Origin of the sequence: Modicisalibacter ilicicola DSM 19980 (assembly GCF_900128925.1) — a bacterium.
Taxonomy (GTDB): domain Bacteria; phylum Pseudomonadota; class Gammaproteobacteria; order Pseudomonadales; family Halomonadaceae; genus Modicisalibacter; species Modicisalibacter ilicicola.
The window spans coordinates 1-22,624 of record NZ_FQUJ01000006.1 but is presented as its reverse complement, the minus strand read 5'-3'; the positions used below and the strand labels follow the sequence as shown (position 1 = coordinate 22,624).

21 protein-coding genes are annotated in these 22,624 nt (G+C 60.7%); 11 read left to right on the top strand and 10 right to left on the bottom strand.

Annotated features, from left to right (window positions below; translation table 11 throughout):
• The first annotated feature begins 61 nt into the window (after nucleotides 1-61).
• Nucleotides 62-1,057 carry an amidoligase family protein gene (locus BUA41_RS07585; RefSeq protein ID WP_072821410.1) on the top strand — a complete coding sequence of 332 codons (996 nt, stop codon included), beginning with the start codon at nucleotides 62-64 and terminating at the stop codon, nucleotides 1,055-1,057.
• Nucleotides 1,054-1,749 (top strand): gamma-glutamyl-gamma-aminobutyrate hydrolase family protein, encoded by a 696-nt coding sequence (locus BUA41_RS07580; protein WP_072821408.1) that lies wholly within the window; start codon nucleotides 1,054-1,056, stop codon nucleotides 1,747-1,749. The genes BUA41_RS07585 and BUA41_RS07580 overlap by 4 nt, the downstream gene beginning before the upstream one ends.
• Before the next feature lie 64 nt (nucleotides 1,750-1,813).
• Here BUA41_RS07580 and BUA41_RS07575 read toward each other — a convergent pair whose 3' ends face one another.
• The 3 genes from BUA41_RS07575 to nfi form a co-directional block, all read right to left on the bottom strand.
• The gene (locus tag BUA41_RS07575; protein ID WP_139249084.1) at nucleotides 1,814-2,245 is read right to left on the bottom strand and encodes an OsmC family protein; all 432 of its coding nucleotides are present in this window, start codon (nucleotides 2,243-2,245) and stop codon (nucleotides 1,814-1,816) included.
• A gap of 116 nt (nucleotides 2,246-2,361) precedes the next feature.
• Nucleotides 2,362-2,913, bottom strand: coding sequence for a DUF1415 domain-containing protein (locus BUA41_RS07570; RefSeq protein ID WP_072821406.1), 552 nt, complete (start codon nucleotides 2,911-2,913; stop codon nucleotides 2,362-2,364).
• A complete protein-coding gene (gene nfi / locus BUA41_RS07565; protein WP_072821404.1) occupies nucleotides 2,903-3,676 on the bottom strand; it encodes a deoxyribonuclease V in 774 nt (257 codons plus the stop codon). The genes BUA41_RS07570 and nfi overlap by 11 nt, the downstream gene beginning before the upstream one ends.
• Nucleotides 3,677-3,785: 109 nt before the next feature.
• Here nfi and BUA41_RS07560 point away from each other — a divergent pair, with 109 nt between their 5' ends.
• The 4 genes from BUA41_RS07560 to BUA41_RS07545 all read left to right on the top strand — a co-directional run bounded on the left by BUA41_RS07560 (nucleotide 3,786) and on the right by BUA41_RS07545 (nucleotide 8,906).
• The gene (locus BUA41_RS07560; RefSeq protein WP_072821402.1) at nucleotides 3,786-5,024 is read left to right on the top strand and encodes an exonuclease SbcCD subunit D C-terminal domain-containing protein; all 1,239 of its coding nucleotides are present in this window, start codon (nucleotides 3,786-3,788) and stop codon (nucleotides 5,022-5,024) included.
• Nucleotides 5,021-8,311, top strand: a complete 3,291-nt coding sequence (locus BUA41_RS07555; RefSeq protein WP_072821400.1) for an AAA family ATPase — start codon at nucleotides 5,021-5,023, stop codon at nucleotides 8,309-8,311. Before BUA41_RS07560 ends, BUA41_RS07555 begins: the two co-directional genes overlap by 4 nt.
• Nucleotides 8,312-8,400: 89 nt before the next feature.
• The gene (locus BUA41_RS07550) at nucleotides 8,401-8,655 is read left to right on the top strand and encodes a type II toxin-antitoxin system Phd/YefM family antitoxin (RefSeq protein WP_072821398.1); all 255 of its coding nucleotides are present in this window, start codon (nucleotides 8,401-8,403) and stop codon (nucleotides 8,653-8,655) included.
• Entirely contained in the window at nucleotides 8,652-8,906 is a 255-nt protein-coding gene (locus tag BUA41_RS07545; RefSeq protein ID WP_072821396.1) for a Txe/YoeB family addiction module toxin, read from the top strand. Before BUA41_RS07550 ends, BUA41_RS07545 begins: the two co-directional genes overlap by 4 nt.
• A gap of 255 nt (nucleotides 8,907-9,161) precedes the next feature.
• On the opposite strand, the gene BUA41_RS18910 is transcribed toward BUA41_RS07545, so the two are convergent.
• The 4 genes from BUA41_RS18910 to BUA41_RS07530 form a co-directional block, all read right to left on the bottom strand.
• Nucleotides 9,162-9,785: a hypothetical protein gene (locus tag BUA41_RS18910; RefSeq protein ID WP_139249083.1), complete on the bottom strand. Its 624-nt coding sequence runs from the start codon at nucleotides 9,783-9,785 to the stop codon at nucleotides 9,162-9,164.
• 1,372 nt (nucleotides 9,786-11,157) lie between these two features.
• Nucleotides 11,158-12,267: a protein adenylyltransferase Fic gene (fic, locus tag BUA41_RS07540; protein WP_072821394.1), complete on the bottom strand. Its 1,110-nt coding sequence runs from the start codon at nucleotides 12,265-12,267 to the stop codon at nucleotides 11,158-11,160.
• 267 nt (nucleotides 12,268-12,534) lie between these two features.
• A complete protein-coding gene (locus BUA41_RS07535; protein ID WP_072821392.1) occupies nucleotides 12,535-12,828 on the bottom strand; it encodes a HigA family addiction module antitoxin in 294 nt (97 codons plus the stop codon).
• Nucleotides 12,828-13,106 carry a type II toxin-antitoxin system RelE/ParE family toxin gene (locus BUA41_RS07530; protein WP_072821390.1) on the bottom strand — a complete coding sequence of 93 codons (279 nt, stop codon included), beginning with the start codon at nucleotides 13,104-13,106 and terminating at the stop codon, nucleotides 12,828-12,830. The genes BUA41_RS07535 and BUA41_RS07530 overlap by 1 nt, the downstream gene beginning before the upstream one ends.
• 109 nt (nucleotides 13,107-13,215) lie before the next feature.
• On the opposite strand from BUA41_RS07530, the gene argE reads away from it, so the two are divergent.
• Entirely contained in the window at nucleotides 13,216-14,373 is a 1,158-nt protein-coding gene (argE, locus tag BUA41_RS07525) for an acetylornithine deacetylase (RefSeq protein WP_072821387.1), read from the top strand.
• Between the two features lie 6 nt (nucleotides 14,374-14,379).
• Here argE and BUA41_RS07520 read toward each other — a convergent pair whose 3' ends face one another.
• Nucleotides 14,380-16,185 (bottom strand): IlvD/Edd family dehydratase, encoded by a 1,806-nt coding sequence (locus BUA41_RS07520; protein WP_072821385.1) that lies wholly within the window; start codon nucleotides 16,183-16,185, stop codon nucleotides 14,380-14,382.
• Nucleotides 16,186-16,402: 217 nt separating this feature from the next.
• Between BUA41_RS07520 and BUA41_RS07515 the strand changes: the two genes are divergently transcribed.
• Complete coding sequence (locus tag BUA41_RS07515; protein ID WP_072821383.1) at nucleotides 16,403-17,578, top strand: fumarylacetoacetate hydrolase family protein; 1,176 nt, start codon at nucleotides 16,403-16,405, stop codon at nucleotides 17,576-17,578.
• Nucleotides 17,579-17,629: 51 nt separating this feature from the next.
• Nucleotides 17,630-18,517, top strand: coding sequence for an NAD(P)-dependent oxidoreductase (locus BUA41_RS07510; protein WP_072821381.1), 888 nt, complete (start codon nucleotides 17,630-17,632; stop codon nucleotides 18,515-18,517).
• 60 nt (nucleotides 18,518-18,577) lie between these two features.
• Here the strand turns inward: BUA41_RS07510 and BUA41_RS07505 are convergent, their stop codons facing one another.
• On the bottom strand, nucleotides 18,578-20,107 hold the full coding sequence (locus tag BUA41_RS07505; RefSeq protein ID WP_072821379.1) for a UxaA family hydrolase: 1,530 nt from the start codon (nucleotides 20,105-20,107) through the stop codon (nucleotides 18,578-18,580).
• 68 nt (nucleotides 20,108-20,175) lie between these two features.
• Complete coding sequence (locus BUA41_RS07500) at nucleotides 20,176-21,207, bottom strand: 4-hydroxythreonine-4-phosphate dehydrogenase PdxA (RefSeq protein WP_072821377.1); 1,032 nt, start codon at nucleotides 21,205-21,207, stop codon at nucleotides 20,176-20,178.
• Between the two features lie 373 nt (nucleotides 21,208-21,580).
• Between BUA41_RS07500 and BUA41_RS07495 the strand changes: the two genes are divergently transcribed.
• Together BUA41_RS07495 and BUA41_RS07490 are read left to right on the top strand one after the other, a co-directional pair.
• A complete protein-coding gene (locus BUA41_RS07495; protein WP_245791878.1) occupies nucleotides 21,581-22,333 on the top strand; it encodes a Bug family tripartite tricarboxylate transporter substrate binding protein in 753 nt (250 codons plus the stop codon).
• Between the two features lie 38 nt (nucleotides 22,334-22,371).
• A partial coding sequence (locus tag BUA41_RS07490) for a helix-turn-helix domain-containing protein (protein ID WP_139249082.1) occupies nucleotides 22,372-22,624 on the top strand: 253 nt, incomplete at its 3' end.

Genomic DNA, 22,624 nt, shown 5'->3' with positions numbered 1-22,624 from the left:
AGGTCTCGCCTGTTCGCCCTCATGGATGCCCGTGCTCGTCACGAGCGAAGAAGGAGTTGCCGTGACCCCCGAAGCCCCACCCCATCCTCGTACCGAGTCAGGTCACCTGCGCCGCGTCGGGGTCGAGATCGAATTCGCTGCCATCGCGCCCTCGAAGGCGGCGGAGCTCGTGCGCGCGCACTTCGGCGGCACCCTCGAGCACCTCAGCCCCCATCGGCTCAAGGTCAGCGGTAGCCAATGGGGCGATTTCACCATCGAGCTCGATTCGAAGTATGTTCATCCGGATCACAAGGTGGTGGAAAAGGCCGGCACCCAGGACGACGAGTGGCAGCACCTGCGCCTGGAGCTCCATCAGCGTACGCGCCGGTTGCTGGGCGATGCGGTGGCCGGCATCGTTCCCACCGAGATCGTCTGCCCCCCCATTCCCTGGCTTGCCCTCAACGAACTCGACGCATTGTTCGACGCGCTGCGCCTGCAGGGCGCCCGAGATACCCGGGACAGCCTGCTGTACGGTTTCGGCCTGCACCTCAATCCGGAAGTGGCCAGCGCCGAGGCCAGCGACCTGCTCGCCCAACTGCGCGCCTACATGATCCTGGCTGCCTGGTTGCGCGAGGAGATCGACATCGATATCACCCGGGAGGTGCTGCCTCACGCCAACCCCTTCACCAAGGAGTATGCCCTCAAGATACTCGACCCCGGGTATGCACCGGACCTGGATACGCTGATCGACGACTATCTGGTCGCGAACCCGAGCCGCAATCGAGAACTCGACCTGTTCCCGCTGTTCGCCTATCTGCGTCCCGGGCATCCCAGCCCGCTGCTGGCCGACGAACTGGTCAAGCCGCGTCCGACCTTCCACTACCGCTTGCCCAATGCCCAGCTTTCGCAACCCGACTGGAGCGCGGTCTCGGAATGGAACCGCTGGGTCGAGGTTGAGCGCCTGGCCGCGGACGCCGACCTTCTGGCCGAACGCGGCGCGGCCTATGTCGAGTACCATCGGCGCTCTTCGGTGACCCAGTGGCTGAATCGGCTCAAGGAGTGGATGAAGGATTCATGACACGACCACGGATCGGTATCACGACCTCGGATCACAAGAGCCTGCTGGCCTGGTGGTGTGACTGGCTGGCGGTCTGGCGTGCCGGCGGGAGGCCGATGCGTCTGTCACCCTCGCGCCCCGTCCCCGACGACCTCGATGGGCTGGTGGTCGGTGGGGGTGACGACATCGGCGCCCAGCTCTACGGCGGCGAGGTGCAGCTCGACGTGCGCGTCGACCCCGAACGGGACAACCTGGAACTGTCGCTTTTGAAACGGCTCTTGCCCAGCGGCTGCCCGGTGCTGGGCATCTGTCGCGGTGCCCAGATCATCAACGTCCATCTGGGCGGTTCCCTGGTCAGCGATATCTACACCTCCTTCGATCACATCAAGAAACGGCGCACGGTACTGCCACGCAAGACCGTCGACATCACCCTCGGCAGCCGCCTGCATGACCTCCTCGAGGTCAGCTGGTGCCAGGTGAACAGCCTGCATCACCAGGCGATCAACCGCACCGGCCGAGGCATCGATGTCGTTGCCCGGGACCGCGACGGCCTGGTACAGGGCATCGAGAGCCGCGATCACCGATTCCTCATCGGCGTGCAGTGGCATCCCGAATTCCTGATCTTCAATCGCCCTCAACAGCGCCTGATCCGGGCATTGGTCAACGCCGCCAGTGAGTACTCATCGGATAGAATGGATACCCGCGTGGAGTAGCCGTCACGAACCACGACGCCGGCCATGCGGCCGGCGTCAAGTCCCACCTCTTCGACAAGAAACCTCAACTTTCGAGTTTGGCGTCTAGTGTAATCCTGGCGTTGAACAGCTTGGAGACCGGGCAGCCCTCCTTCGCCTTGTTGGCCGCCTCGTCGAACTTGGCCTGATCGGCGCCGGGCACCTTCGCCCGGGTCTCGAGATGCACCGCGGTGATGGTGAAGCCGCTGTCATCCTGCTCAAGCGATACGGTGGCGCTGGTCTTGATGCTCTCGGGCTCCAGGCTATCCTCACCCAGGATCATCGATAGCGCCATGGAGTAGCAGCTGGCGTGGGCGGCACCGATCAGCTCCTCGGGGTTGGTACCCGGTTCGCCCTCGAAGCGTGTGTTGAAACCATAGGGATTCTGCTTCAGGACGCCACTCTCGGTGGATACCGTGCCCTTGCCCTGTTTCAGGCTGCCCTGCCACTCGGCGGATCCTTGCTTCTTGATGCTCATGTCGTCTCCTTTCGCGAGATATTCGAATGTCCCAACTCAATTAACCACTGTAGGCGATAGCGAGCGGAACAGCCTCTGACAGATCGAATCTGCCTGCCTACTACCCACCATGGCATTCAATCGTCAGACTTCAAGGCCCGGGCATCATCGGCGAAAGAGGCACGGCCCATGCCACGCAGCAGCGCCGCATTGCGTTCGGGGATTCGCTCGGGGTGGGCAAAACTGGCCAGCACGCGCTCGATGCTCGCCTCGCGCAACAGGTGCAGCATGGGGTGCGGCGAGCGGTTGGTGTAGTTGGCGGGATCGTCCTCGTCCACGCCGTGGAAACAGTAGTCGGGGTGAAAGCTGGCCAGCTGATAGACACCTTCATAACCTTGATCCTCGAGCAGCCCCTCGGCCAAGCCCAGCAGATCCAGATAGTCGTCGAAATCCTCTACCCCGTTTGGCAATACCAGCAGGGTGGTCTCGATACTCGGGTCATCGTCGAGGCGTCGGCATTCGTCGATCAGCGCCAGCAGGGCCTCTTCCAGATTCTCGGCGCTGGCCATCACGTAGCGGATACTGTCGCGCTCGAGCTCACGCCGAGCGAAAGGGCAGATATCGTGGGCGACCACGAAGCGCTCGACCCAGGCGCGGGTCTGGTCCAGGCTGGTAATGCTATCGGTCATGACGGGGTCTCGAAGGGTAAGAGATATCGCCTTGGCGCTTTTCGCTCGTAAACGCCTTGCCGCGCCGCGAGGCCAGGCGATCCGCCAGCCGGGTCGGCTCCGGCAGCTTGGTGCGACCCAGGCAGGCAATGACCCATTCCAGGGCCGTCGCCTGGCTGATGCGATGCCCCGGCGAGACGATCACCGGCTTGACGCCCTCCCGGCTTCTCAGCATGGCGCCGATGATGACGCGGCCGGCCTCATCCATCAGCGCTTCCTCCGGATCCTCGTCGCGGCGCCGATCGATCAGAGGCGTCCACTCGCCGCGGCCTGCGGGCACCTCGCCGTGCTTGCCGCACAGACGCTTCTTGGCCACGCCCAGCGTCGGCAGATCGAGCCACAGCCCCAGGTGCGAGGCCACGCCTAAGCGACGCGGATGGGCGATGCCCTGGCCATCGACCATGACCAGGTCCGGCCGCTGCGACAGACGCTCGAAGGCGCCCAGCGCCGCCGGGATCTCGCGAAACGACAGCAAGCCGGGAATGTAGGGCATGCGCGTGGGCTCGCGATGCACGACCTCCTCGAGCACCTCGAGCCCCGGCCAGGCTAGCAGCACCACGGCGGCCCGGGTCGTCTCGCCGTCATCCTCGAAGCCGATGTCGACCCCGGCGATATGATGCACCTCGTCAATGCGGTCGCGGCGTTCGGCCCGGGACGCCAGGCGGCGTTGCAGGGCCATGGCCTCTTGCGGTTCGAGCGTCCATTCATGAAGCGGCGATCTCATAAGCATCCATTTATCTGGCAAGGATCGCCCCAGCCTAGCAGTTTCACATCCTCCCCTTCATTCACACTGTTCATCCTTTACACTAGGCCCCTCGTCGCAGGAGCATACCGTGAAGCTTTTCCACACCGCCGACTGGCATCTCGGCCAGACCTTCCATGGCCAGGAGCGCCATGACGAACACCGCGCCTTCCTCGACTGGCTGCTCGACACCCTCGCCATCCGGCAACCGGATGCGTTATTGATCGCCGGCGATATCTTCGACGTGGTCAATCCGTCCCTGCGCGCCCAGGAACTGCTCTACGACTTCATCGTCGGCGCCCACGAACGGCTACCGACACTCGAGATCGTGATGATCGCCGGCAACCACGACAGCGGCTCGCGCATCGAGCTACCGGCGCCGCTGATGCAACGCCTGCATGCCCATGCCCGGGGCCGCGTGCAGTGGCGCGACGACGGCGAGCTGGACGCCGAGCGCCTGCTGATCCCGTTGCACGACGCCCAGGGCGAGATTCGCGCCTGGTGCCTGGCCCTGCCCTTCCTGCGCCCGGCGGAGGTGACCGGCGGCGACATCGACGATTACGTCGAGGGCATCGCCCGAGTGCATCGCGAACTGATCGAGGCCGCCCGGGCTCGTCGCCGGCCCGGCCAGGCCCTGGTGGCCATGAGCCACGCCCATCTGCAGGGCGCGAGCGTCTCCGAGAACAGCGAGCGGCCCATCGTCATCGGCGGCGAGGAGGCCCTGCCGGCGAGCCTCTTTCCCGAGGACATCGCCTATGTGGCCTTGGGCCACCTGCATCGTCCCCAGCGGGTCGGCGAGGATCGCATCCGCTACAGCGGCACGCCGCTGCCCATGGATTTCTCCGAGAGTCACTATCCGCACCAGGTCGTCGAGATCACCCTGGAGGACGAAGCGCTGGCAAGCGTCGAGTCGCTGCCGATTCCGCGGGCGGTGGAACTGCGCCGAGTGGGCCCTGCGCCTCTCGAACAGGCCCTGCAGGAACTCGGCGCCCTGGAGGGTGACGCCAGCCTGCCCCGCCAGCGCTGGCCGTGGCTGGAGGTGCGCGTGGAACTCACCGCGCCCTGCCCGGATCTGCGCGCCCGGGTGGAAGCCGCGCTGGACGGCAAGCCGCTGCGGCTGCTGCGCATCCATACGCGCTTTCCCGACAGCGAGGACGACACCCGGGAATCCCGGGTGACTCTCGACAGCCTCGGGCCCCGGGAGCTATTCATGCGCACCTGGCACAAGCGCTACGGTAGCGAGCCCACGCCCCGGATACGCGAGGATTTCGATCGACTGCTGCAGGCGGTGCAGGACGGCGAGGAAGACGCCGGGGTGGCCCGCCCATGAAGATCCTCGCCATTCGCCTGGAGAACCTCGCCTCCCTGGCGGGTCGACATGAGCTCGACTTCACCGCCGCGCCGCTGGCCGATCAGGGGCTATTCGCCATCACCGGCCCCACCGGCGCGGGCAAGAGCACCCTGCTCGATGCTCTGTGCCTGGCGCTTTACGGCAGCACCCCGCGCCTGCGCGGCGCCCGTCAGGACCAGGCCCGCGTCCCCGATCCCGGCGCCGTGGCCATCACCAGCTTCGACCCGCGCAGCCTGCTGCGTCGTGGCTGCGCCAGCGGTTTCGCCGAGGTCGACTTCCTGGGTCGCGACCGGCGCCGCTACCGGGCCCGCTGGGCCGTGCGCCGCGCCCGGGAGCGCCAGGATGGCCGCCTGCAGGCGGTCGAACAATCTCTTACCGATCTCGACGACAACCGTCTGCTGACCGCCCAGAAGCGCGAGTTCGACGCCCTGCTCCCCGAACGCTTGGGCCTCTCCTTCGAGCAGTTCACCCGGGCGGTGCTGCTGGCCCAGAGCGAGTTTTCCGCCTTTCTCAAGGCGGACGACAACGCCCGCAGCGAACTGCTCGAAAAGCTCACCGACACCGGCGAATATTCGAAGATCTCGATTGCCGCCTATCGCCGTGCCAAGAGCGCTCAGCAGAACGTCGCCGAGTTCGAACGGCGCCTTGCCGGCGAACTCCCTGCAGACGCCGAGACGCGCGTTCGACTCGAGCGGGAAGCCGCCGAGAGCGAGCATGAGCTGAAATCAGTCCAGGCCGAAGGCACTCGTTTGCAAAGCGAACGCCAGTGGCTGCAACAGGACCGGCGTCTGGCCCAGGCCGCAAGAGAGGCCCAGGAACGCATGGACCAGGCATGCCGCGGCGACGAGGCCTTGTCCACGCAGCGCGAACAGGAGCAACTGCTCGAGCGGCTCGCCCCCCAGCGCCACCGCTTCCTGCGGCGCGAGACCCTGGAACGCCAGGGTCGCGAGCAGGAGCAGCAGTGCACGTCCACCCGCCAAGCGCTGAGCGAGGCCGAGCGGCAGCATGCCCAAGTCGCCGAGGAAAAGCGCCGCGCCGATACGGTCCTCGGCGAGGCCGACCGACACCGCAAGAAAGCCCAGCCACGGATCGAGGCGGCCCGGGAACTGGCCGCCGAACGAGATCGTTGCGAGCATCAGCGGCGCGACAAGCAAGCCAGTCGCCAGCGGATCGCCGATGCCCTGACGGAAGATCGACGTCAGTACGAAGCGCTGCAAGCCACCTACCGCCGGCAGCGTCAGGAACTCGACGCGCTGGAAGCCGCGCTACGCGAACAGCTAGGTGAACACGCGGATGCCCTGACCGCCCGGCGCGCCCTGCTCGCCGACGAAGAGAGGGCCAGCCAGCGTCGCCAGTCCCTGCAGGCCCTGGAGCAGCACTGGCGCCAGTGGCACGACAGCCAGCAACGTCTCGAGGCGCTGCGCCGCCAACACGACAGCGACACTCGGGAGCAGGCCCGGATACTGGAACAAGGGCAGGCGGCCAAGACCCAGCTCGAAGAAGTGGAAACCCGGCAGCGCCAACTACAGGCCAGCATCGATGGCCTACGCGCCGCTCGCAGCGAGAGCATGCTCCTGTTGCGCCAGCAACTGTGCGACGACCAGCCCTGCCCGGTGTGCGGCAGCCTCGACCATCCCTACCGCGAGGCCCCACCGAGCGAACCCGCCCAGGCACAGCTCGAGGCCACCGAACGCGAGGAACGGCGCCAGCTCGGCGAAGCAGCGAAGTTCGTCGAGTCCGCACGAGAAAGGCATCATGAGTTGCAAGGGCAATACCGGGCATTCCAGGCGCAGCTGACCCGGAACGCCGCCCAGATCGCCAAGCTGGCCGAGGAAACCACCGCCCACCGCGCTACCCTGCTCGATCAACCCGGCGGCCAGGCATTGCTCGAACAGACGGATGCCGCGGGCTGGCTACGTGAGCATCGTGATCGGGCCGAAACGCACTGGCAAGACGCTCGCCAGGCCCTCGAAACGCTCGACGCGACCCAGCAGCGGCTTGCGCCGCTGCGCGACGCCTTGCAGCGTCAGGAAGTCGAGCTCAGCGGGCTGGCCAGTCGCTGCGAGCAGCACGAGCGCAGCCTAGCGGCTCTCGACGACGAACTGGCGCCACTGGCCGAACGGTGCCAGCGCCTGGAGCGTGAGCTGCAGGAATCCCTGGGCGAGCATGCCAATCCGGCCGCCTGGCAGCAAAACCTCGACGACACCCTGGAGCAGGCTCGTCGACATGCCGAACAGTCACGCGACCGCGAGCAGCACGCCGCCAGCGAGGCTCAGCGTCAGCGCCAGGCCCTCGACCATCGACAACAGCAGCTGGAAGCCCTGCGGCAAGAGCACGTGGCGCTCGATCGCGAGCTGAACGTCTGGCGTGAGCGGCATCCGCAGTTCGATGACGCCACCCTGTCCGCCCTGCTGGCCATCACCGAGGAGGAGCGCCAGTCACAGCAACGGCGCCTGCAAGATGCCGAGCGCGAGCGTCACGCCGCCGAGATCAGTCTGGAAGAGCGACGTCAGGCACTGGCGGCCCACCGACGCGAGCGCTTCGCCGCTGACGACAACGACGCCCTGCTCGACCAGGAGACAGAAAACCGCATCGCCGCGCTGAGCGAACGCCTCGACACCGAGGAAACCGACGTGACCGAGCGCCACGCCGCCGCCCAGCAGAAACGCGATTCGGCCCGGCACGCCCTGCATGACGACGACCGCCGCCGCGAACGCCAGCGCGAACTGCTCGCCGAACTGGAGGCAGCCCGCCGCGAACAACACCGCTGGGGCAGCATCAGCGAACTGATCGGCTCGGCGGACGGCAAGGCCTTCCGGCGCATCGCCCAAGCCTACAACCTGGAACAGCTGCTCGATCACGCCAATGCCCACCTCGCCTCGCTGTCGCGGCGCTACCGCCTGACCCGTGGTGGCAGCGAACTCGGCATCCTGGTGATCGACGGCGACATGGGCGACGAACGCCGCTCGGTGCATTCCCTCTCTGGCGGCGAGACCTTCCTGGTCTCTCTGGCACTAGCCCTGGGCCTCGCCTCGATGGCCTCGGGACAGCTACGCATCGAATCGCTGTTCATCGACGAAGGCTTCGGCAGCCTCGACCCCCAATCCCTGGCCCTGGCCATGGACGCCCTCGACGGCCTCCAGGCCCAGGGGCGCCGCGTCGGCGTGATCTCCCACGTACAGGAAATGCACGAACGAATACCGGTGCAGGTGCGTATCGAACCGCTGGGGAATGGGGCGAGTCGGGCGAGGCTGGTGAGTGTCTAACGCTCCACACTGGCATCAAGCCGACGGTTGCCCAGCCACATGGCGTACGCTATTCTGTACAGTACAAGATTACGTACAAGGTGCATCCCATGGACGCCATCAGCTATACCACCGCACGCACCCATCTGGCCAAGACCATGCAGCAGGTCTGCGATGACCATGCGCCGGTCACTATCACCCGCAGCAAGGCTTCATCGGTGGTGATGATCTCGCTGGAAGATTATGAGGCCCTTCAGGAAACCGCCTACCTGCTGCGCTCACCAAAGAACGCCCGCCGCCTGCTCGAATCCATCGCCCAACTGGAGGAAGGAAATGGCCAAGAGCGGGAGCTCATCGAAGAATGAAGCTGACCTTTTCCAAGCACGCTTGGGAGGACTATCTCTACTGGCAGAAGACCGACAAGAAGGTGCTGCGCCGAATCAACCAACTGATCAAGGAGATCCAGTGCACGCCTTTTGAGGGCATCGGCAAGCCGGAACCCCTCAAGCACGGTTTGGCCAGCTACTGGTCTCGGCGCATCAACGATGAACACCGCATCATCTACAAGGTCACGGATGATGCGCTGCTGATTGCACAGCTTCGCTACCACTACTGATCAACTCCCAAGCCATGCTTTCAAGCGAGAAATGGGTGACCTTTCTCGTTTTCCGCTGAGTTAGCTAAGCTAACCAGTTTCTGTATGGAGATGCCTAGTTATATGGCAGGCCGCACCGAATAGGCCTGGCCGCTTACGGCCAGAAACGGAAGTTGAGAGATGTTTCATATAACGCTTGCAGCATGCGCGCCCATGAAATGGAGCCGAAGGCGCAATGTAATGGGCGTCGCTGTGCCTTCACTTGTTATAGCCAGCTTATCCACCTGCGAGTTGGACTAAAGCACAGAGAGAATAGTAATTCATTTTGTTTGACGCCCGATTCGCAGGATGCCAAAAGTCAATATACTGAATACCACCTGAACGGTAAACGCGATCTGAGACCTTTTCTACACTTTCCAACCGACTAGATATCATTGGCCAAGTTTTGCCGCAGATGACTACATCAGGCTTGATTGTCTGGATTTGTTTCTCGATCAAATCCCAATCACGGTCAACATAAGAGATGAGGTTCGTACTACTAGACTTTTTCTTTCCCTGGCTTTTCTTAATATTTATGACCGCTGATGATCTCAACGCCTTGTCAAGCGGTTCACCAGACCCTTTAAAAGGTACTATGGTGCTAGTGGATTTCACTGCCGATACGCCATACGCCCATTGAGCCATCGGCTTGAAAGTGCGGCCAGACACGCCAAGGCGTTTCACAAGCCCGCAAAGATCCCATGTGCCTTCTGTCTTTACAGAGTCGTATGCCTCTTTTAGCAAAAACAGTATTTTCACTGGGCTGTTATTCCACTGTACCTGATCAATGATTCCATCAGAGATGAAGAGATGGTCTTTGTGATGATCGCGGAGACGCCATTCGTCAAAAAGTTCGAGCATTCCTAATGCTTCCTCCTTGGCTTATAACGCCACGCTCACAGGAAACTTGGAGCGCAGCGGAAATTTGTCCTGTGCAGCGTTTTGTTATGTGATTCACTTTGGCACTACCAAAGCCTTCATGAGAGGAAGCACTCCGTCATAAATCGAGCTTAGGGGGTTTTCTTCGCAAAACCTATCCATAAACGATATAAGAGCATATGTATCTACTGACTTGAAAGAAATTTCGTCACCCAGTATGTCCTGGACCCCAACAAAATAACCATTTATCCACTGCCCAGCTTGATGCCATTCTGCTGAAGTCTTTCTGTCTTTGCTCCACTTCCCGCATGAATCGTTGCCAGATCCTACTACATTTATGCTTTCGCCAGACAAGCAAACCTCGCTCAACGACAGTGCACATATAAAAATCAATGCCCTCATCTCATTATAACTCCCCGTTAGTTTTTCCAATCATGGATTCAAATAAGGCGCTAGATTTAGATTCCTGATCGCCATTGCTTGACAGTGGAACAATAAACACAATTGAGTGTGTTCTTTTTGCCTCTTAACGGCCGCAGCTGGGTGATGCGCCCATCTTTTTCGTGGCACTGTATGCAATAAAACATTTCTCCGACCTTCACAGCTTCGCTTGTGCGAGAGCAAATTAGATCTTCCGTTCTTTGTAAGCGAACCTGCTTGTCAATTTCTTCCAAGGTCACACTACACTCCATTCGGAACATAACAGGTATTAGGTGGCCGGCTCGTTTATTGACTTGAACGCGCCGGCACGTTCATTCGTGTTATACTGCGAGTCACCCACATTCTAACTCTCTGAATTCCATTAGAATTAATAATAATTAGGCTTCATATCACCAATCATCGCGCCGGCTGCATAGCACCGATGAACGTTCAGGTGGCCTTTGCCAGCATGGCCGCTTCGGGTCGATAGCAGACACCACTGTGCTTCTTCACTGCACACCCTCCTTGGTTAAAAGCTTGATATTGATAGCCGCGCTATCGGCAAACCGCAGCACAGGTCAGGCCGCCCCTTTTTGAACACTGAGCCAGCCGCTTCGGTCGAGATCGAAAATCCGCTGTGCCGTATAGCGTGTATCAGCCAGCCAGTTAGGAAGGGATCTCGTTTCCCCTGCCAATCATCCGGCTGACAACTTGCGACACATGACGAGCTTTTCGCGCCCTATGTAAACTCCCATGATCAAGGAATCGATGCCGTCGGCATATCCAAAAATGGCGTCGAAACTACCGCCTTATCGAGATATCTTGGATGCCAATCTGGTGTTAATCGCATTCATCAAAGGCCATTTTGGGGGACACAATGTGCCCTTCGAACATAATCAATTTGCGAATTCGCGGGGCGGGAGTGCCACTTCCGTCATTCAGCTGAATATGGAGTGACCTCGTTGCCGTCCTCGGTCATCAACTTGATCAGCTTCGGGTGCATGAAGAGCTTCTCGCGACCGGCGTGGACCTCCTCGAGCACGCCGACCGCGCACAACTGCTGCAGGTAGCTCGAGGCGGTCTGGCGTCTGGCGATATCGCGCTCCACCAGGTTGCTGATGCGGCAGTAAGGCTGTTCGAAAATTACCTGTACCAACTCATGACTATAGATTCGCGGAAGTGTCCGCTGAATATAGGCCGTGGTCTCTTCAATCAACGTACGTGTCGCCGCAATCTTATCGGTGGTCCATCTAGCGGTGTATTCCACGGCCTTGAGCATGTAGAGCAGCCACGCCTGCCACTGCCCCTCACGAGTGACATTCAACAGCAATCGGTAGTAGTCAGGCTTGTTGAGCATGATGTAGCGACTGAGGTAGAGAATCGGCAACGACAGCAGCTGCTGTTCGATCAGGTAAAGAATGCTCAATACCCTGCCCGTGCGTCCGTTACCGTCGGTGAAAGGATGAATCGCCTCGAACTGGTAGTGGGCCACGGCCATCTTGATCAAGGGGTCGACGCCATCTTCTTCATGCAGGTAGCGTTCCCAGTTGGCCAGCAGCTCCCGGAGGGTGTCCTCGCCCATCGGCGGAGTGTAGATCACGTCGCCGGTGGCTTGATTGGCCAAGGTAGTATCAGGCACTCGACGGATTTCCATGTCCACGCCCTTGATGGTGCTGCAAATCTCCACCGCCGTATTGGTGCACAGTGGCCGCCTGGCAAGCTGCCGATAGCCATGACTCAGCGCGGTGCGATAACGCAGCGCTTCTTTGGTCGCCGGATCGGCATGGGTCGCTTCCTGGGCGAACTGAAAGAGTCGATCGGTAGTGGTGACGATGTTCTCGATCTCGGAGCTATCGCGTGCCTCCAACAGCGGCAGCAGGTTGATCAGCAGCCCTTGATTGGGCAGCAACTCCCCCGCCTGCTTCAGCTCCGCCAAGGCCGCCCGGGCCGGTATGCAGGCCTTCAGCACTACCGGAGTCTCAAGTTCTACGGCCGGGGGTAACGACGGCAAGGCGTTATAAGGTTGGTCGGGGCGCCAGCTCATGTTCATTTTTCGCTCAAAAATCGACACGTCACCAGCTTATGTCGATGGCGTCGACATATCTAGAGAACGTGTCGAAAAAATTGCGTTTCTTAAACATGTCTAGCTGATATGTCGAAAAACCGCCATTTCGTGAACATGTCGGTGACCCGGCATACCCCTGCCCGCCCGCACAGGGATTCGGGTAAACGCTACCCCGGTCAGTTGCAGGTTGCTAGGGTGGCATCGTAGGTGAGGTCACGAGCGATGAAGTTTTCCTCACTCAAGCCATTAAGCCGCTTCAAAGTCCAAAGGATGGACATCATCCAGATTGACCGTTTTACGGGCCTTCCAAAGATCGTACACGTCCTGCATCGTCAGCCAGCTTTCCGGAGAGCGCCCAAGAACCTTTGCCAGTCGCAGGGACATTTCAGGACTTATGCCACTATCCCCTTTGAGCAGCCGGGATAAGGTAGAAGGCGAAACCCCCAGACTCGATGCAAGCTGACGCGAACTGATGCCGAAAGGCTCCAGATAAACGTCCTTGATGAACTCACCGGGATGAGGTGGATTATGCATAGTCATCAGTGGTAATCCTCGTAATCAAGCACATAGGCATTTCCGTCCCGAAACTCGAACGTCATACGCCAATTGCCGTTGACCCAAATTGACCAACGTCCATTGTCTTTTCCTTTCAGGGAATGGAGGCGAAAACCCGGAATATCCATGTCACCTACTGACGTAGCAGTATCGAGAGCCGCGAGCTGCATGCGCAATTTCTTAACATGGTCAGCCTGTATCCCTGCCGTACTGCCAGTCGAGTAGAACCGTTTCAATCCCTTGTGCCGGAATGATTTAATCATCAAGAAATTCTAGCGTGTTGCGCATCGCGCATCAATGGCTACTTTGGTCTGCCCACCAAATGCCGACATGCTAGGCTTGAGCGATATCGCATCTCGATAGGGAGTACTCATGCCATCCGCACAGCAACTGCTCGAAACCCTGGTCGGCCATGCCACCGTCTCGCGAGATTCCAACCTCGAGTTGATCGAGTTCATCGAGGGCTATCTTGCCGACTTCGGCGTACCTTATACCCGCATCGAAAACGACGATGGCAGCAAGGCCAATCTGCTGGCGCGCATCGGGCCGGATGTCGCCGGTGGCGTGGTACTTTCGGGGCACACGGATGTGGTGCCGGTGGATGGCCAGCCCTGGACGGGCGACCCCTTCACGTTGACCGACGGCAATGATGGGCGTCTCTACGGTCGTGGTACCTGCGACATGAAAGGCTTCATCGCCTGCACCCTCGCTCAGGTGCCGTGCTGGATCGAGCAGAATCTGGAGCGGCCTATCATCCTGGCCTTCTCTTTTGATGAGGAAGTGGGCTGCCTGGGCGCGCCGCGCTTGATCGAGCGCCTGATGGCGGACTACCCGCGTCCGGCGGCGGTGATCGTCGGCGAGCCCACCCTGATGGCCCCGGTGGTTGCGCAGAAGGGCATCACCACCTTGCGCACCACGGTCACCGGCCACGAGGCCCATTCCAGCCAGGTCAACCAGGGCGTCTCGGCGATCCACGTCGCCGCGCGCCTGGTGACGAAGATCGAGGACATCATGGCGGAGCTGCGCGAGGCCGGCCGCGTCGACGAGGCCTTCAACGTCGCCCACTCCAGCCTGCACGTGGGCAAGATTCAGGGTGGCACGGCGATCAACATCATGGCCCGGGAGTGCCGGTTCGACTGGGAAATCCGCCACCTGCCCCAGGATGGCTTCGATGAGGTCATCGTGAGTTTCGACGAATTCGCCGAACGTCTGGAGCGTGAACTCAAGCAGCGCGCACCCGAGGTCAGCATCCGCACCGAGAAGCTGATCGAGACCGTCCCGGCGCTGGCGGATCGCGACAACACCGAGGCGCTCACCTTGTGCCACGCCCTGCTCGGCGAGCGCGACAACGAGGCCGTGGCCTACGCCACCGAAGGCGGCCAGTTCCAGCGCGTCGGGTTATCGACGGTGATCTGCGGCCCCGGCAGCATCGCCCAGGCGCACCAGCCAGACGAGTACATCGAGATATCCCAACTCGAGGCAGCCAGCGACTTCATGCGCAAGCTGGGCGATCATCTCGCCGGAGATTGAGGCGGTTCAATGATTATCGCGGGGCGGCGAACGTCGTGCCACATCACGATACTTCGTAGCCGGCGCGAGGGTCATGCCGCGGTCGTGCTGCTCGACCATGCTGCGCTGGATTTCCTGCCAAGGCGTCTGGTGCACGGGATAGGCATAGCCGCCCCGGGCCGCCAAACGCTCGCGCCGCCGTTTCAGCGTTTCATCGTCGATCAGCAGATTGGCTTCGCCCAGGCGAAGGTCGATACGGATTCGATCGCCGCTTTCTAGTAATGCCAGGCCGCTCCCCACCGCGGCTTCCGGCGACGCATTGAGGATCGATGGCGAGCCGGAAGTGCCCGACTGACGTCCATCCCCCAGGCACGGCAGCGACTCGATACCCCGGCGGATCAGGGCTTCGGGGGGCTGCATATTGACCACCTCGGCGCCGCCCGGATGGCCGATCGGTCCTGCGCCGCGCATCACCAGAATGGTGTTCTCGTCGATTCCCAGCGTCGGATCGTCGATGCGCGCATGATAATCCTCGGCACCATCGAACACGACGACAGCGCCCTCGAAGGCCTGGGGATCGTCCGGATGGCTGAGAAAGCGCCGATGGAAGTCCGCCGAGATGACGCTGGTCTTCATCAGGGCCGAATCGAACAAATTGCCCTTCAGGTTGAGGAAGCCGGCATGCTGAACCAAGGGATTGGCATAGCGGCGGATGACATCCTCATCGCCGGTTTCGCACCCGTCGATATTGTCCGCCAGCGTTCTGCCATTGACGGTCACTACCCGCCCTTCCAGGTGGCCTGCACTGGATAGTTCGTTGAGCACCGCCGGCACGCCACCGGCCCGATGAAATTCCTCGCTGAGATAGGCACCCGCCGGCATCACGTTGGCCAGCAGCGGAATGCCGTGCCCCAGGCGCTGCCAGTCGTCATTGGTGATCTCGACGCCGGCATGCCGGGCGATGGCATTGATATGCACCGGCGCATTGCTCGAGCCACCCAGCGCCGAGCAGGCCACGATGGCGTTCTCGAAGGCCTCGCGGGTGAGGATGTCGAGGGGTCGCAGATCTTCCCAGACCATGTCAACGACGCGCTCGCCGGTGCTGTAGGCAACCGCGGCGCGCTCCTTGTAGGGTGCCGGAATCAGCGCCGAGCCGGGCAAGCTCATGCCCAGCACTTCGGCCAGGGCGTTCATGGTCGAGGCGGTACCCATGGTATTGCAGTGGCCGATCGACGGTGCCGAGTCCGTCGCCCGGGCCAGGAACTCGTCATAGTCAATATCCCCGGCGGCCAGGCGCTTGCGCAACTCCCAGATGATGGTCCCCGAGCCGACCCGCTCGCTGCCCCGCCAACCGTTGAGCATCGGCCCGCCGGAGAGCACGGTGGCGGGAATGTTGACCGTGGCCGCCGCCATCAAGCAGGCCGGCGTGGTCTTGTCGCAGCCAGTGGTCAGCACCACGCCATCCAGCGGGTAGCCATGCAGCACCTCGACCAGCCCCAGGTAGGCCAGGTTGCGATCCAGCGCTGCGGTGGGCCTGCGCACGTTTTCATGAATGGGATGCATGGGAAACTCGAAGGGCACGCCGCCCCGGGCGCGAATGCCGTCCTTGACGCGTTTCACCAGCTCGATGTGATGGCGATTGCAGGGCGTGAGGTCGGAGCCGGATTGGGCAATGCCGATGATCGGCTTGCCACTTGTCAATTCCTCCAGGGTGACGCCGTAGTTCATGTAGCGCTCGATGCATAGCGCCGTGGTGCCCGGATGGTCGGGATTGTCGAACCACCAGCGTGAGCGCAACTGGTCCGAGGTGATCTTGTGCTTGCTGTCAGTCATGTCGATTCCAGAGTGTCGGTCTGTTGACGCCCATAGGCGGCTCCTTCAAACCTAAACCACTTGTCGCCGATGATGCCAACCACGGCTAGTGAACAAGCAAACGATAACCGTCACAAATCGCCACAGTAAAAACTTGTATTGGATTGTGATCGGCCGGCCATTCTATGCTGAGCGGAAAACCAATTGCGTTGGACGCCTTACCGACAAGAGACCCATCATGGACACTATTGCTGCATCGCGTTGCCTGCCGGATGACTATCAAGATGCCCTTCTCGTAGGCCGGGTATGGCGTGACAGCCCGCACCCGGGGCCCGCCATCGTGGCGATCAAGGATGGCGAGGTGATCGACATTTCAGGTCACGTCATGACCATGGCGGATCTCCTGGATTATCCTGATGCGGCGAGTTTCGTCTCCCGCGCCGAAGGCGAGTCGCTCGGTTCGGTGGAAAGCTTGCTCGACAATTCGCTGGCCACGCCTCAACGCGCCCCCTACCTGCTCGCACCCTGTGACGTTCAGGCCATCAAGGCCTGCGGGGTGACCTTCGCGGTCAGCCTGCTCGAGCGGGTCATCGAGGAACAGGCTGGCGGCGATCTGACGCGGGCCAATGCGCTGCGCAGCGAGATAAAGACATTGATCGGCGGCGACCTGTCGCAGATCGAGCCCGGCTCCGAGGCCGCCCTGGCACTCAAGGCCGAGCTTCAATCACGCGGTGCCTGGTCCCAGTACATGGAAGTCGGTATCGGCACCGATGCGGAGGTCTTCTCCAAGGCCCAACCGCTTTCATCGGTGGGCTTCGGTGCTCGCGTCGGCCTGCACCCCGCCTCGCAGTGGAACAACCCCGAGCCGGAGATCGTCCTCGCCGTCGACTCCCAAGGCCGGCCTCGCGGCGCGACCCTGGGCAACGACGTGAACCTGCGGGACATCGAGGGGCGTAGCGCCCTGCTGCTGGGCAAGGCCAAGGACAACAACGCCTCCTGCGCCATCGGCCCTTTCATTCGCCTCTTCGACGATCGTTTCGATATGGACAGCGTGCGCCAGGCCAAGGTGTCGTTGCTGATCGAGGGGGCGGATGATGGCTTCAAGCTCGAAGGCACCAGCGACATGCGCGAGATCAGCCGCGACCCCCTCGACCTGGTGCAACAGACCTGCGGTCCTCATCATCAGTATCCCGATGGCTTCATGCTGTTCCTGGGCACCATGTTCTCGCCGATCCAGGACCGGGATGGCGCCGGACAAGGCTTTACGCATCATCTGGATGATCGCGTCACCATCTCCACCCCTGGCCTGGGAGCCCTGGTCAATGTCGTCGATCGCAGTGATCGCCTGCCACCCTGGCGCTACGGCATTCGTGAGCTCTATGCGCATCTGGCCCGCCGCACAGTGTCTGCTTGAACCACTGGAGCAGTCAGACAATAGCGTCTCGCCCCTGCTGAAGGAATCAAGATGAACGACGTCAAGAAGATCGGTTTTCTCGGCACGGGGATCATGGGGGCTCCCATGGCCAGACGCCTCGCCGAAGCAGGTCACCAAATTCGCGCCTGGAATCGCACCGCCAGCAAGGCTGAGGCGCTTTTGCCGCTGGGCGTCGAGATCGGCAGCACGCCAGCACGGACCGTCGAAGAGAGCGATGTCGTCATCGTCATGCTGAGTTCCGGCCCGGTCTGCGATGACATTCTTCTAGCCCCGCAGGGGGTACTCGATGCCATGCGCCGCGACAGCACGCTGGTAGTCATGAGTTCCATTCCCGTTGCCAATGCCGAACGTCAGGCCGAGGCGGCGTCGGCAAGGGGCATCCATTACCTGGATGCCCCGGTCTCCGGCGGGGAGCAAGGCGCCATCGAGGGCAAGCTCGCCATAATGGCGGGAGGTGAGAGCACAGCATTCGAGCGATTGAGCGGCTTGCTCGAGGTATTGGGCAATCCGGTGCGGGTGGGGCCGGCAGGCGCCGGGCAACTCGCCAAGCTGGTCAATCAACTGGTGGTTGCCAGCACCATTGCCACGGTTTCCGAAGCGATGCTGCTGGCCGAGCGTGGCGGTGCCGATCCGGCCAAGGTGCGCGAGGCGCTGTTGGGCGGTTTCGCCGATTCGACAATCCTGCGCGCCCATGCCCCACGCATGCTGGCGCGGGATTTCAAGCCCGGCGGTCCCGCGAAATGGCAGTTGAAGGACACCCAGACGGCGCTGTCGCTGGCCGATAATTTGTCCCTCGAACTCCCCGTGGCGACGCTCGTGAATCGGCTCTTCGAGGATCTCGTGGCCCATGGGGATGGCGACCTGGATCACAGTGCCCTGGTGCGCGAATTGAGACGCCGCAACGACATGCCCTTGTAGCCTGGCCTTATAGACTGCCCTTGTAGAAGGAGAAGCTGCCTCCGAGAGGCGGCAACGTCATCAGGTCACCGCTCCTACCATCCAGGGGACGAATTCGTTGTTGCCATAGCCCAGGCGTTCGCTGGCACTGGGTTCGCCGGAAGCAATGGCGATGATCCTTTCGAAGATACGTTCACCGACCTCTTGTACCGTGGCGGTGCCATCGACGACATGACCACAGTTGACGTCCATGTCCTCCTGCATGCTGTCGTACATCGCCGTGTTCGTTGCCAGCTTTAAGCAAGGCGCCGGTTTGAAGCCGGACACGGAACCGCGCCCTGTCGTGAAGCACACGACCGTTGCCCCCGAGGCGATCTGACCGGTGACGGAAACCGGATCGTAGCCGGGGCTATCCATGAAATTGAAGCCAGGCACCCTCAAGGGTTCGGCGTATTCGATCACGTCATTGAGGCTCGAGGAGCCACTTTTGGCCACCGCACCCAGTGACTTCTCGAGAATGGTCGTTAGCCCCCCCGCCTTGTTGCCCGGCGAGGGATTATTGTTCAACTGGGCGCCATTGATCTGAGTGTAGTGTTTCCACCAGGCGATGCGTTCGAGCAACTTGCGGGCCACCTCCGCATCGATGGCGCGATTGATCAAGAGATGCTCGGCACCGTAGATCTCCGGTGTCTCGCTGAGAATCACGCTGCCACCGTGCTGCACGATGAGATCGGCGGCATGACCCAGGGCCGGATTGGCGGTAATGCCCGAGTAGCCATCCGAGCCACCGCACTGCAAGGCGACGCTGAGGTGACTCAATGGCGCGGGCTGGCGCTGGGCATGCGCATGTTCTCGCGCCATTTCGCGAATCTTGTTGCTGGCCAACTCGATGCTCGCGCGCGTCCCGCCCGCGCCCTGAATATTGAAATAGTAGATTCGCGAACTATCGGACAACCCATGCTTCTCGACGAGTTGTTTGACCTGATTGGTTTCACACCCCAGCCCGACGATCAACACGAAGGCAAAGTTGGGATTCACGGCATAGCCGGTCAACACGCGTTCCAGGAAGGCAAAGCCTTCGGACTCGGTATTCATGGCGCACCCCGTCCCATGGGTCACGGGAACGACACCATCGAAACCCAACGCTTCGAACTCATGAGTTGCATTGAGTTGCTCGGCGACGACCTTGGACACCGTCGCCGAACAATTGACCGTGGACAGTATGCCGATGTAGTTGCGGGTACCCACCTGCCCATTGGCGCGATGAAACCCATCGAAGGTCCGCTCGGCACGGGTGACCACCGTGCGGGATGCCGGCTTGAAGCTTTTCAAAGAAGTATCGCGCTCGAGCATGCCGACATTATGGGTATGCACATGCTCGCCAACGGCGATGTCACGACTCGCCAGGCCGATGACCTGCCCATACTTGACGATGGCCTGGCCCTTGGCGATGGGCAGCAACGCCACCTTGTGGCCTGCATCGATATTCTCCTCGGTCAGATGCTGAGCATCATCGATAGGATACTCTTTAGGTACCGGCCTGGCCGCCACACCCACGTTATCGCTTTGGTGCAGCCTGATGACGGCTGGCACGTTATTAATCATTTTCATTTTTCCTCACTGTCTCGACGACTGGGGCGGCCGGTCCTTTGCTTCTTAGTGTTCCTGAAAGCCAGTAATTAGTCCTCAAGCTTGTCGCCCTGGTGTCTGACGAAATGGGCAGCTCCCATGCGGCAAGCAATGTCGAAGGCGTGGCGCATAGCACCATCATCGGCCTTGCCAAGACCTGCGATATCAAAGGCGGTACCATGAGCCGGTGTAGTGATGGGGATCGGAAGACCGCCCTGGACTGTCACGCCGCTCTTGAAGCCAAGCAGTTTGATCGCGATCTGCCCCTGATCGTGATACATCGTCACGACGCCATCGAACTCCCCGTCCCGGGCCCTGATGAAAATCGTATCCGCCGGGAAAGGTCCTTGCGCCGGGTAACCGTTCGAAGCACACTCTTCTATCGCAGGCGCGATGATATCGATCTCCTCGCGCCCGCAGGTGCCGCCTTCACCGGCATGTGGATTCAATGCAGCCACCGCGATGCGCGGTGCCTTCACACCGGCTGCCTGAAGCGACTCATAGATCAATCGCGTGGCGTTGTTGATACGCTCCTTGGTGACATAGTCTGCCGCATCCTTGAGCGGTACATGGGATGAAATCCGCGAGGTCCACAGGTACCCCAGGGTGTTGAACTCGCATACGTCATCATCGACCTTGAGATAGTCGGCGAAAAAGTGCAGTTCGTCCTCTTGTGTCAGACCGGCCTGTTTCATGGAAAGCTTGTTCAGCGGTGCAAAACAAATGGCATCGATATGGCCCGCTTGCGCAGCATCCATGCATTGCGTCAGCACCTTTAGCACCGAGGCACCACCCGCCTCTCCGACTTGTGCGTAGGTAATATCGTCACGCGCCACAGTCTCGACCGGCAGCAGTACGGGCCCATCGGAAAGGCGAACCTCCGCAAAGCTTTCGACCTCAGGAAGCTGGTGACTGGTCCCCGCGACCCGCTGTCCTTCTTGCCATAGCCAACGATCTGCCACCACCACGAACTGAGCCTTGCTCACAGTATCTTGGCAGGCAAGCAGACGTGCAACCAGTTCAGGTCCGATACCCGCAGGATCGCCTAGTGTCACGGCAATGCAATGTTTTTTATCAGACATAGGTTAACTTCCTAAAATGTATGGGAATACCCCAGGGATCTTCATCAGACTAGGAGTGACAGCAATAACTTTCCAATCGATTTTTATGTACAGCCAATCACCTTAGATTATCAGAACATGGTGCTTTTTGATTCTAAAAAGTTATCGACTGTTCGAAAAAAAGGATTGGATGGTTATCGTGAGGTATCTTAACTTGGGATTCGACGTAGCATCAGGCGCCAGACTGGCATGGCTCACACAGCGATCTCGGCGCGCCAGTCCATGAGAGGTTTGCCTGATTTGTCGTTGTAATGGAACAACTACAATGCGAGGTAGAAAAATGATGATGGCAAAGAGATGGTTAGGAAAGGCAACATTGTCAGGCGCCCTTTGCATGGCAATGGCCAGCGGCAGCGCAAGTGCCTGGGAACCGGAGCGTAACGTGGAATTTGTGGTCCCCTATAGCGCTGGTGGAGGCAGCGACATCAATGCTCGCATGCTGGTAGAGGCGATACGTGAGACCGGAGCGGTCGATGAGACCATATTGGTCAACAATCGCCCAGGTGGCTCGGGAGCCATTGGTAATAGCTACATCTTCAATAAGAAGGACGATGGTCATGCCCTCCTGACCTTCAATGCCGGACAGATGATGAGCATGGCGGTCAATGACGCCGCTGTTCAACTTGATGATCTGACTCCACTGGGCACCCTGGCACTCGACACCCTTTTCCTGGCCGTGAAAGCCGGCAGCGAGTTCGACGATCTTGATGACCTTGTTGAACAAGCGAAGCAAGATCCGCGTAGCGTCACGATTGGTGGCTCTTCCCGAGGTGGTGAAGACCACCTGGCGTTCGCAATGATCAACTCCAACGTGGATGCAGAATTTCAATATGTTCCCTTCAATGGCACAGGTGAAGTCACCTCAGCCCTTTTGGGTGGCCATATCGACGCCGCCGTATTCAAGCTTGGTTCACGGGTCGATCCGAGTACCGTCGATTTTCTAGCGACATTCGCAGAGGACAGGCTTGATGCGCCCTACGACGGAGTTCCTACTTTCAATGAGTTGGGATATTCCGATATCAACTTGATGATCTTTCGTGGCTATGCAGGCCCTCCCAATATGCCTGAGGAAGGGCGGTCTCAATGACCAAATGCAACACGTGACCCATCAGGTACGGTGCTGCCATGACTCATTGCTATCGCCATCTCTCTGCTGAAGACCGAGCCGCCATCATGATGATGCGAGCCACTCATTCGATCCGGGCCATCGCCACTCATCTGGGCCGTGCACCGAGTACCGTGTCGCGAGAAATCGCTCGCCACACGGTCGATCCCATCAAGGGCTACGATGCCGGCCTGGCGGGCTACCGGGCCCGTCTGACGCGACATCGACCTCGTCAGCGTCCCAAGCTGCATCCCGATGGGGAACTATTCGAGG

Bases quoted from the DNA above. Each gene is read 5' to 3' on its own strand.
- BUA41_RS07580 (WP_072821408.1), top strand. From the start codon at position 1,054: ATGACACGACCACGGATCGGTATCACGACCTCGGATCACAAGAGCCTG.
- BUA41_RS07575 (WP_139249084.1), bottom strand. From the start codon at position 2,245: ATGAGCATCAAGAAGCAAGGATCCGCCGAGTGGCAGGGCAGCCTGAAA.
- BUA41_RS07570 (WP_072821406.1), bottom strand. From the start codon at position 2,913: ATGACCGATAGCATTACCAGCCTGGACCAGACCCGCGCCTGGGTCGAG.
- nfi (WP_072821404.1), bottom strand. From the start codon at position 3,676: ATGAGATCGCCGCTTCATGAATGGACGCTCGAACCGCAAGAGGCCATG.
- BUA41_RS07555 (WP_072821400.1), top strand. From the start codon at position 5,021: ATGAAGATCCTCGCCATTCGCCTGGAGAACCTCGCCTCCCTGGCGGGT.
- BUA41_RS07550 (WP_072821398.1), top strand. From the start codon at position 8,401: ATGGACGCCATCAGCTATACCACCGCACGCACCCATCTGGCCAAGACC.
- BUA41_RS07545 (WP_072821396.1), top strand. From the start codon at position 8,652: ATGAAGCTGACCTTTTCCAAGCACGCTTGGGAGGACTATCTCTACTGG.
- BUA41_RS18910 (WP_139249083.1), bottom strand. From the start codon at position 9,785: ATGCTCGAACTTTTTGACGAATGGCGTCTCCGCGATCATCACAAAGAC.
- fic (WP_072821394.1), bottom strand. From the start codon at position 12,267: ATGAGCTGGCGCCCCGACCAACCTTATAACGCCTTGCCGTCGTTACCC.
- BUA41_RS07535 (WP_072821392.1), bottom strand. From the start codon at position 12,828: ATGACTATGCATAATCCACCTCATCCCGGTGAGTTCATCAAGGACGTT.
- BUA41_RS07530 (WP_072821390.1), bottom strand. From the start codon at position 13,106: ATGATTAAATCATTCCGGCACAAGGGATTGAAACGGTTCTACTCGACT.
- argE (WP_072821387.1), top strand. From the start codon at position 13,216: ATGCCATCCGCACAGCAACTGCTCGAAACCCTGGTCGGCCATGCCACC.
- BUA41_RS07520 (WP_072821385.1), bottom strand. From the start codon at position 16,185: ATGACTGACAGCAAGCACAAGATCACCTCGGACCAGTTGCGCTCACGC.
- BUA41_RS07515 (WP_072821383.1), top strand. From the start codon at position 16,403: ATGGACACTATTGCTGCATCGCGTTGCCTGCCGGATGACTATCAAGAT.
- BUA41_RS07510 (WP_072821381.1), top strand. From the start codon at position 17,630: ATGAACGACGTCAAGAAGATCGGTTTTCTCGGCACGGGGATCATGGGG.
- BUA41_RS07505 (WP_072821379.1), bottom strand. From the start codon at position 20,107: ATGAAAATGATTAATAACGTGCCAGCCGTCATCAGGCTGCACCAAAGC.
- BUA41_RS07500 (WP_072821377.1), bottom strand. From the start codon at position 21,207: ATGTCTGATAAAAAACATTGCATTGCCGTGACACTAGGCGATCCTGCG.
- BUA41_RS07495 (WP_245791878.1), top strand. From the start codon at position 21,581: ATGGCAATGGCCAGCGGCAGCGCAAGTGCCTGGGAACCGGAGCGTAAC.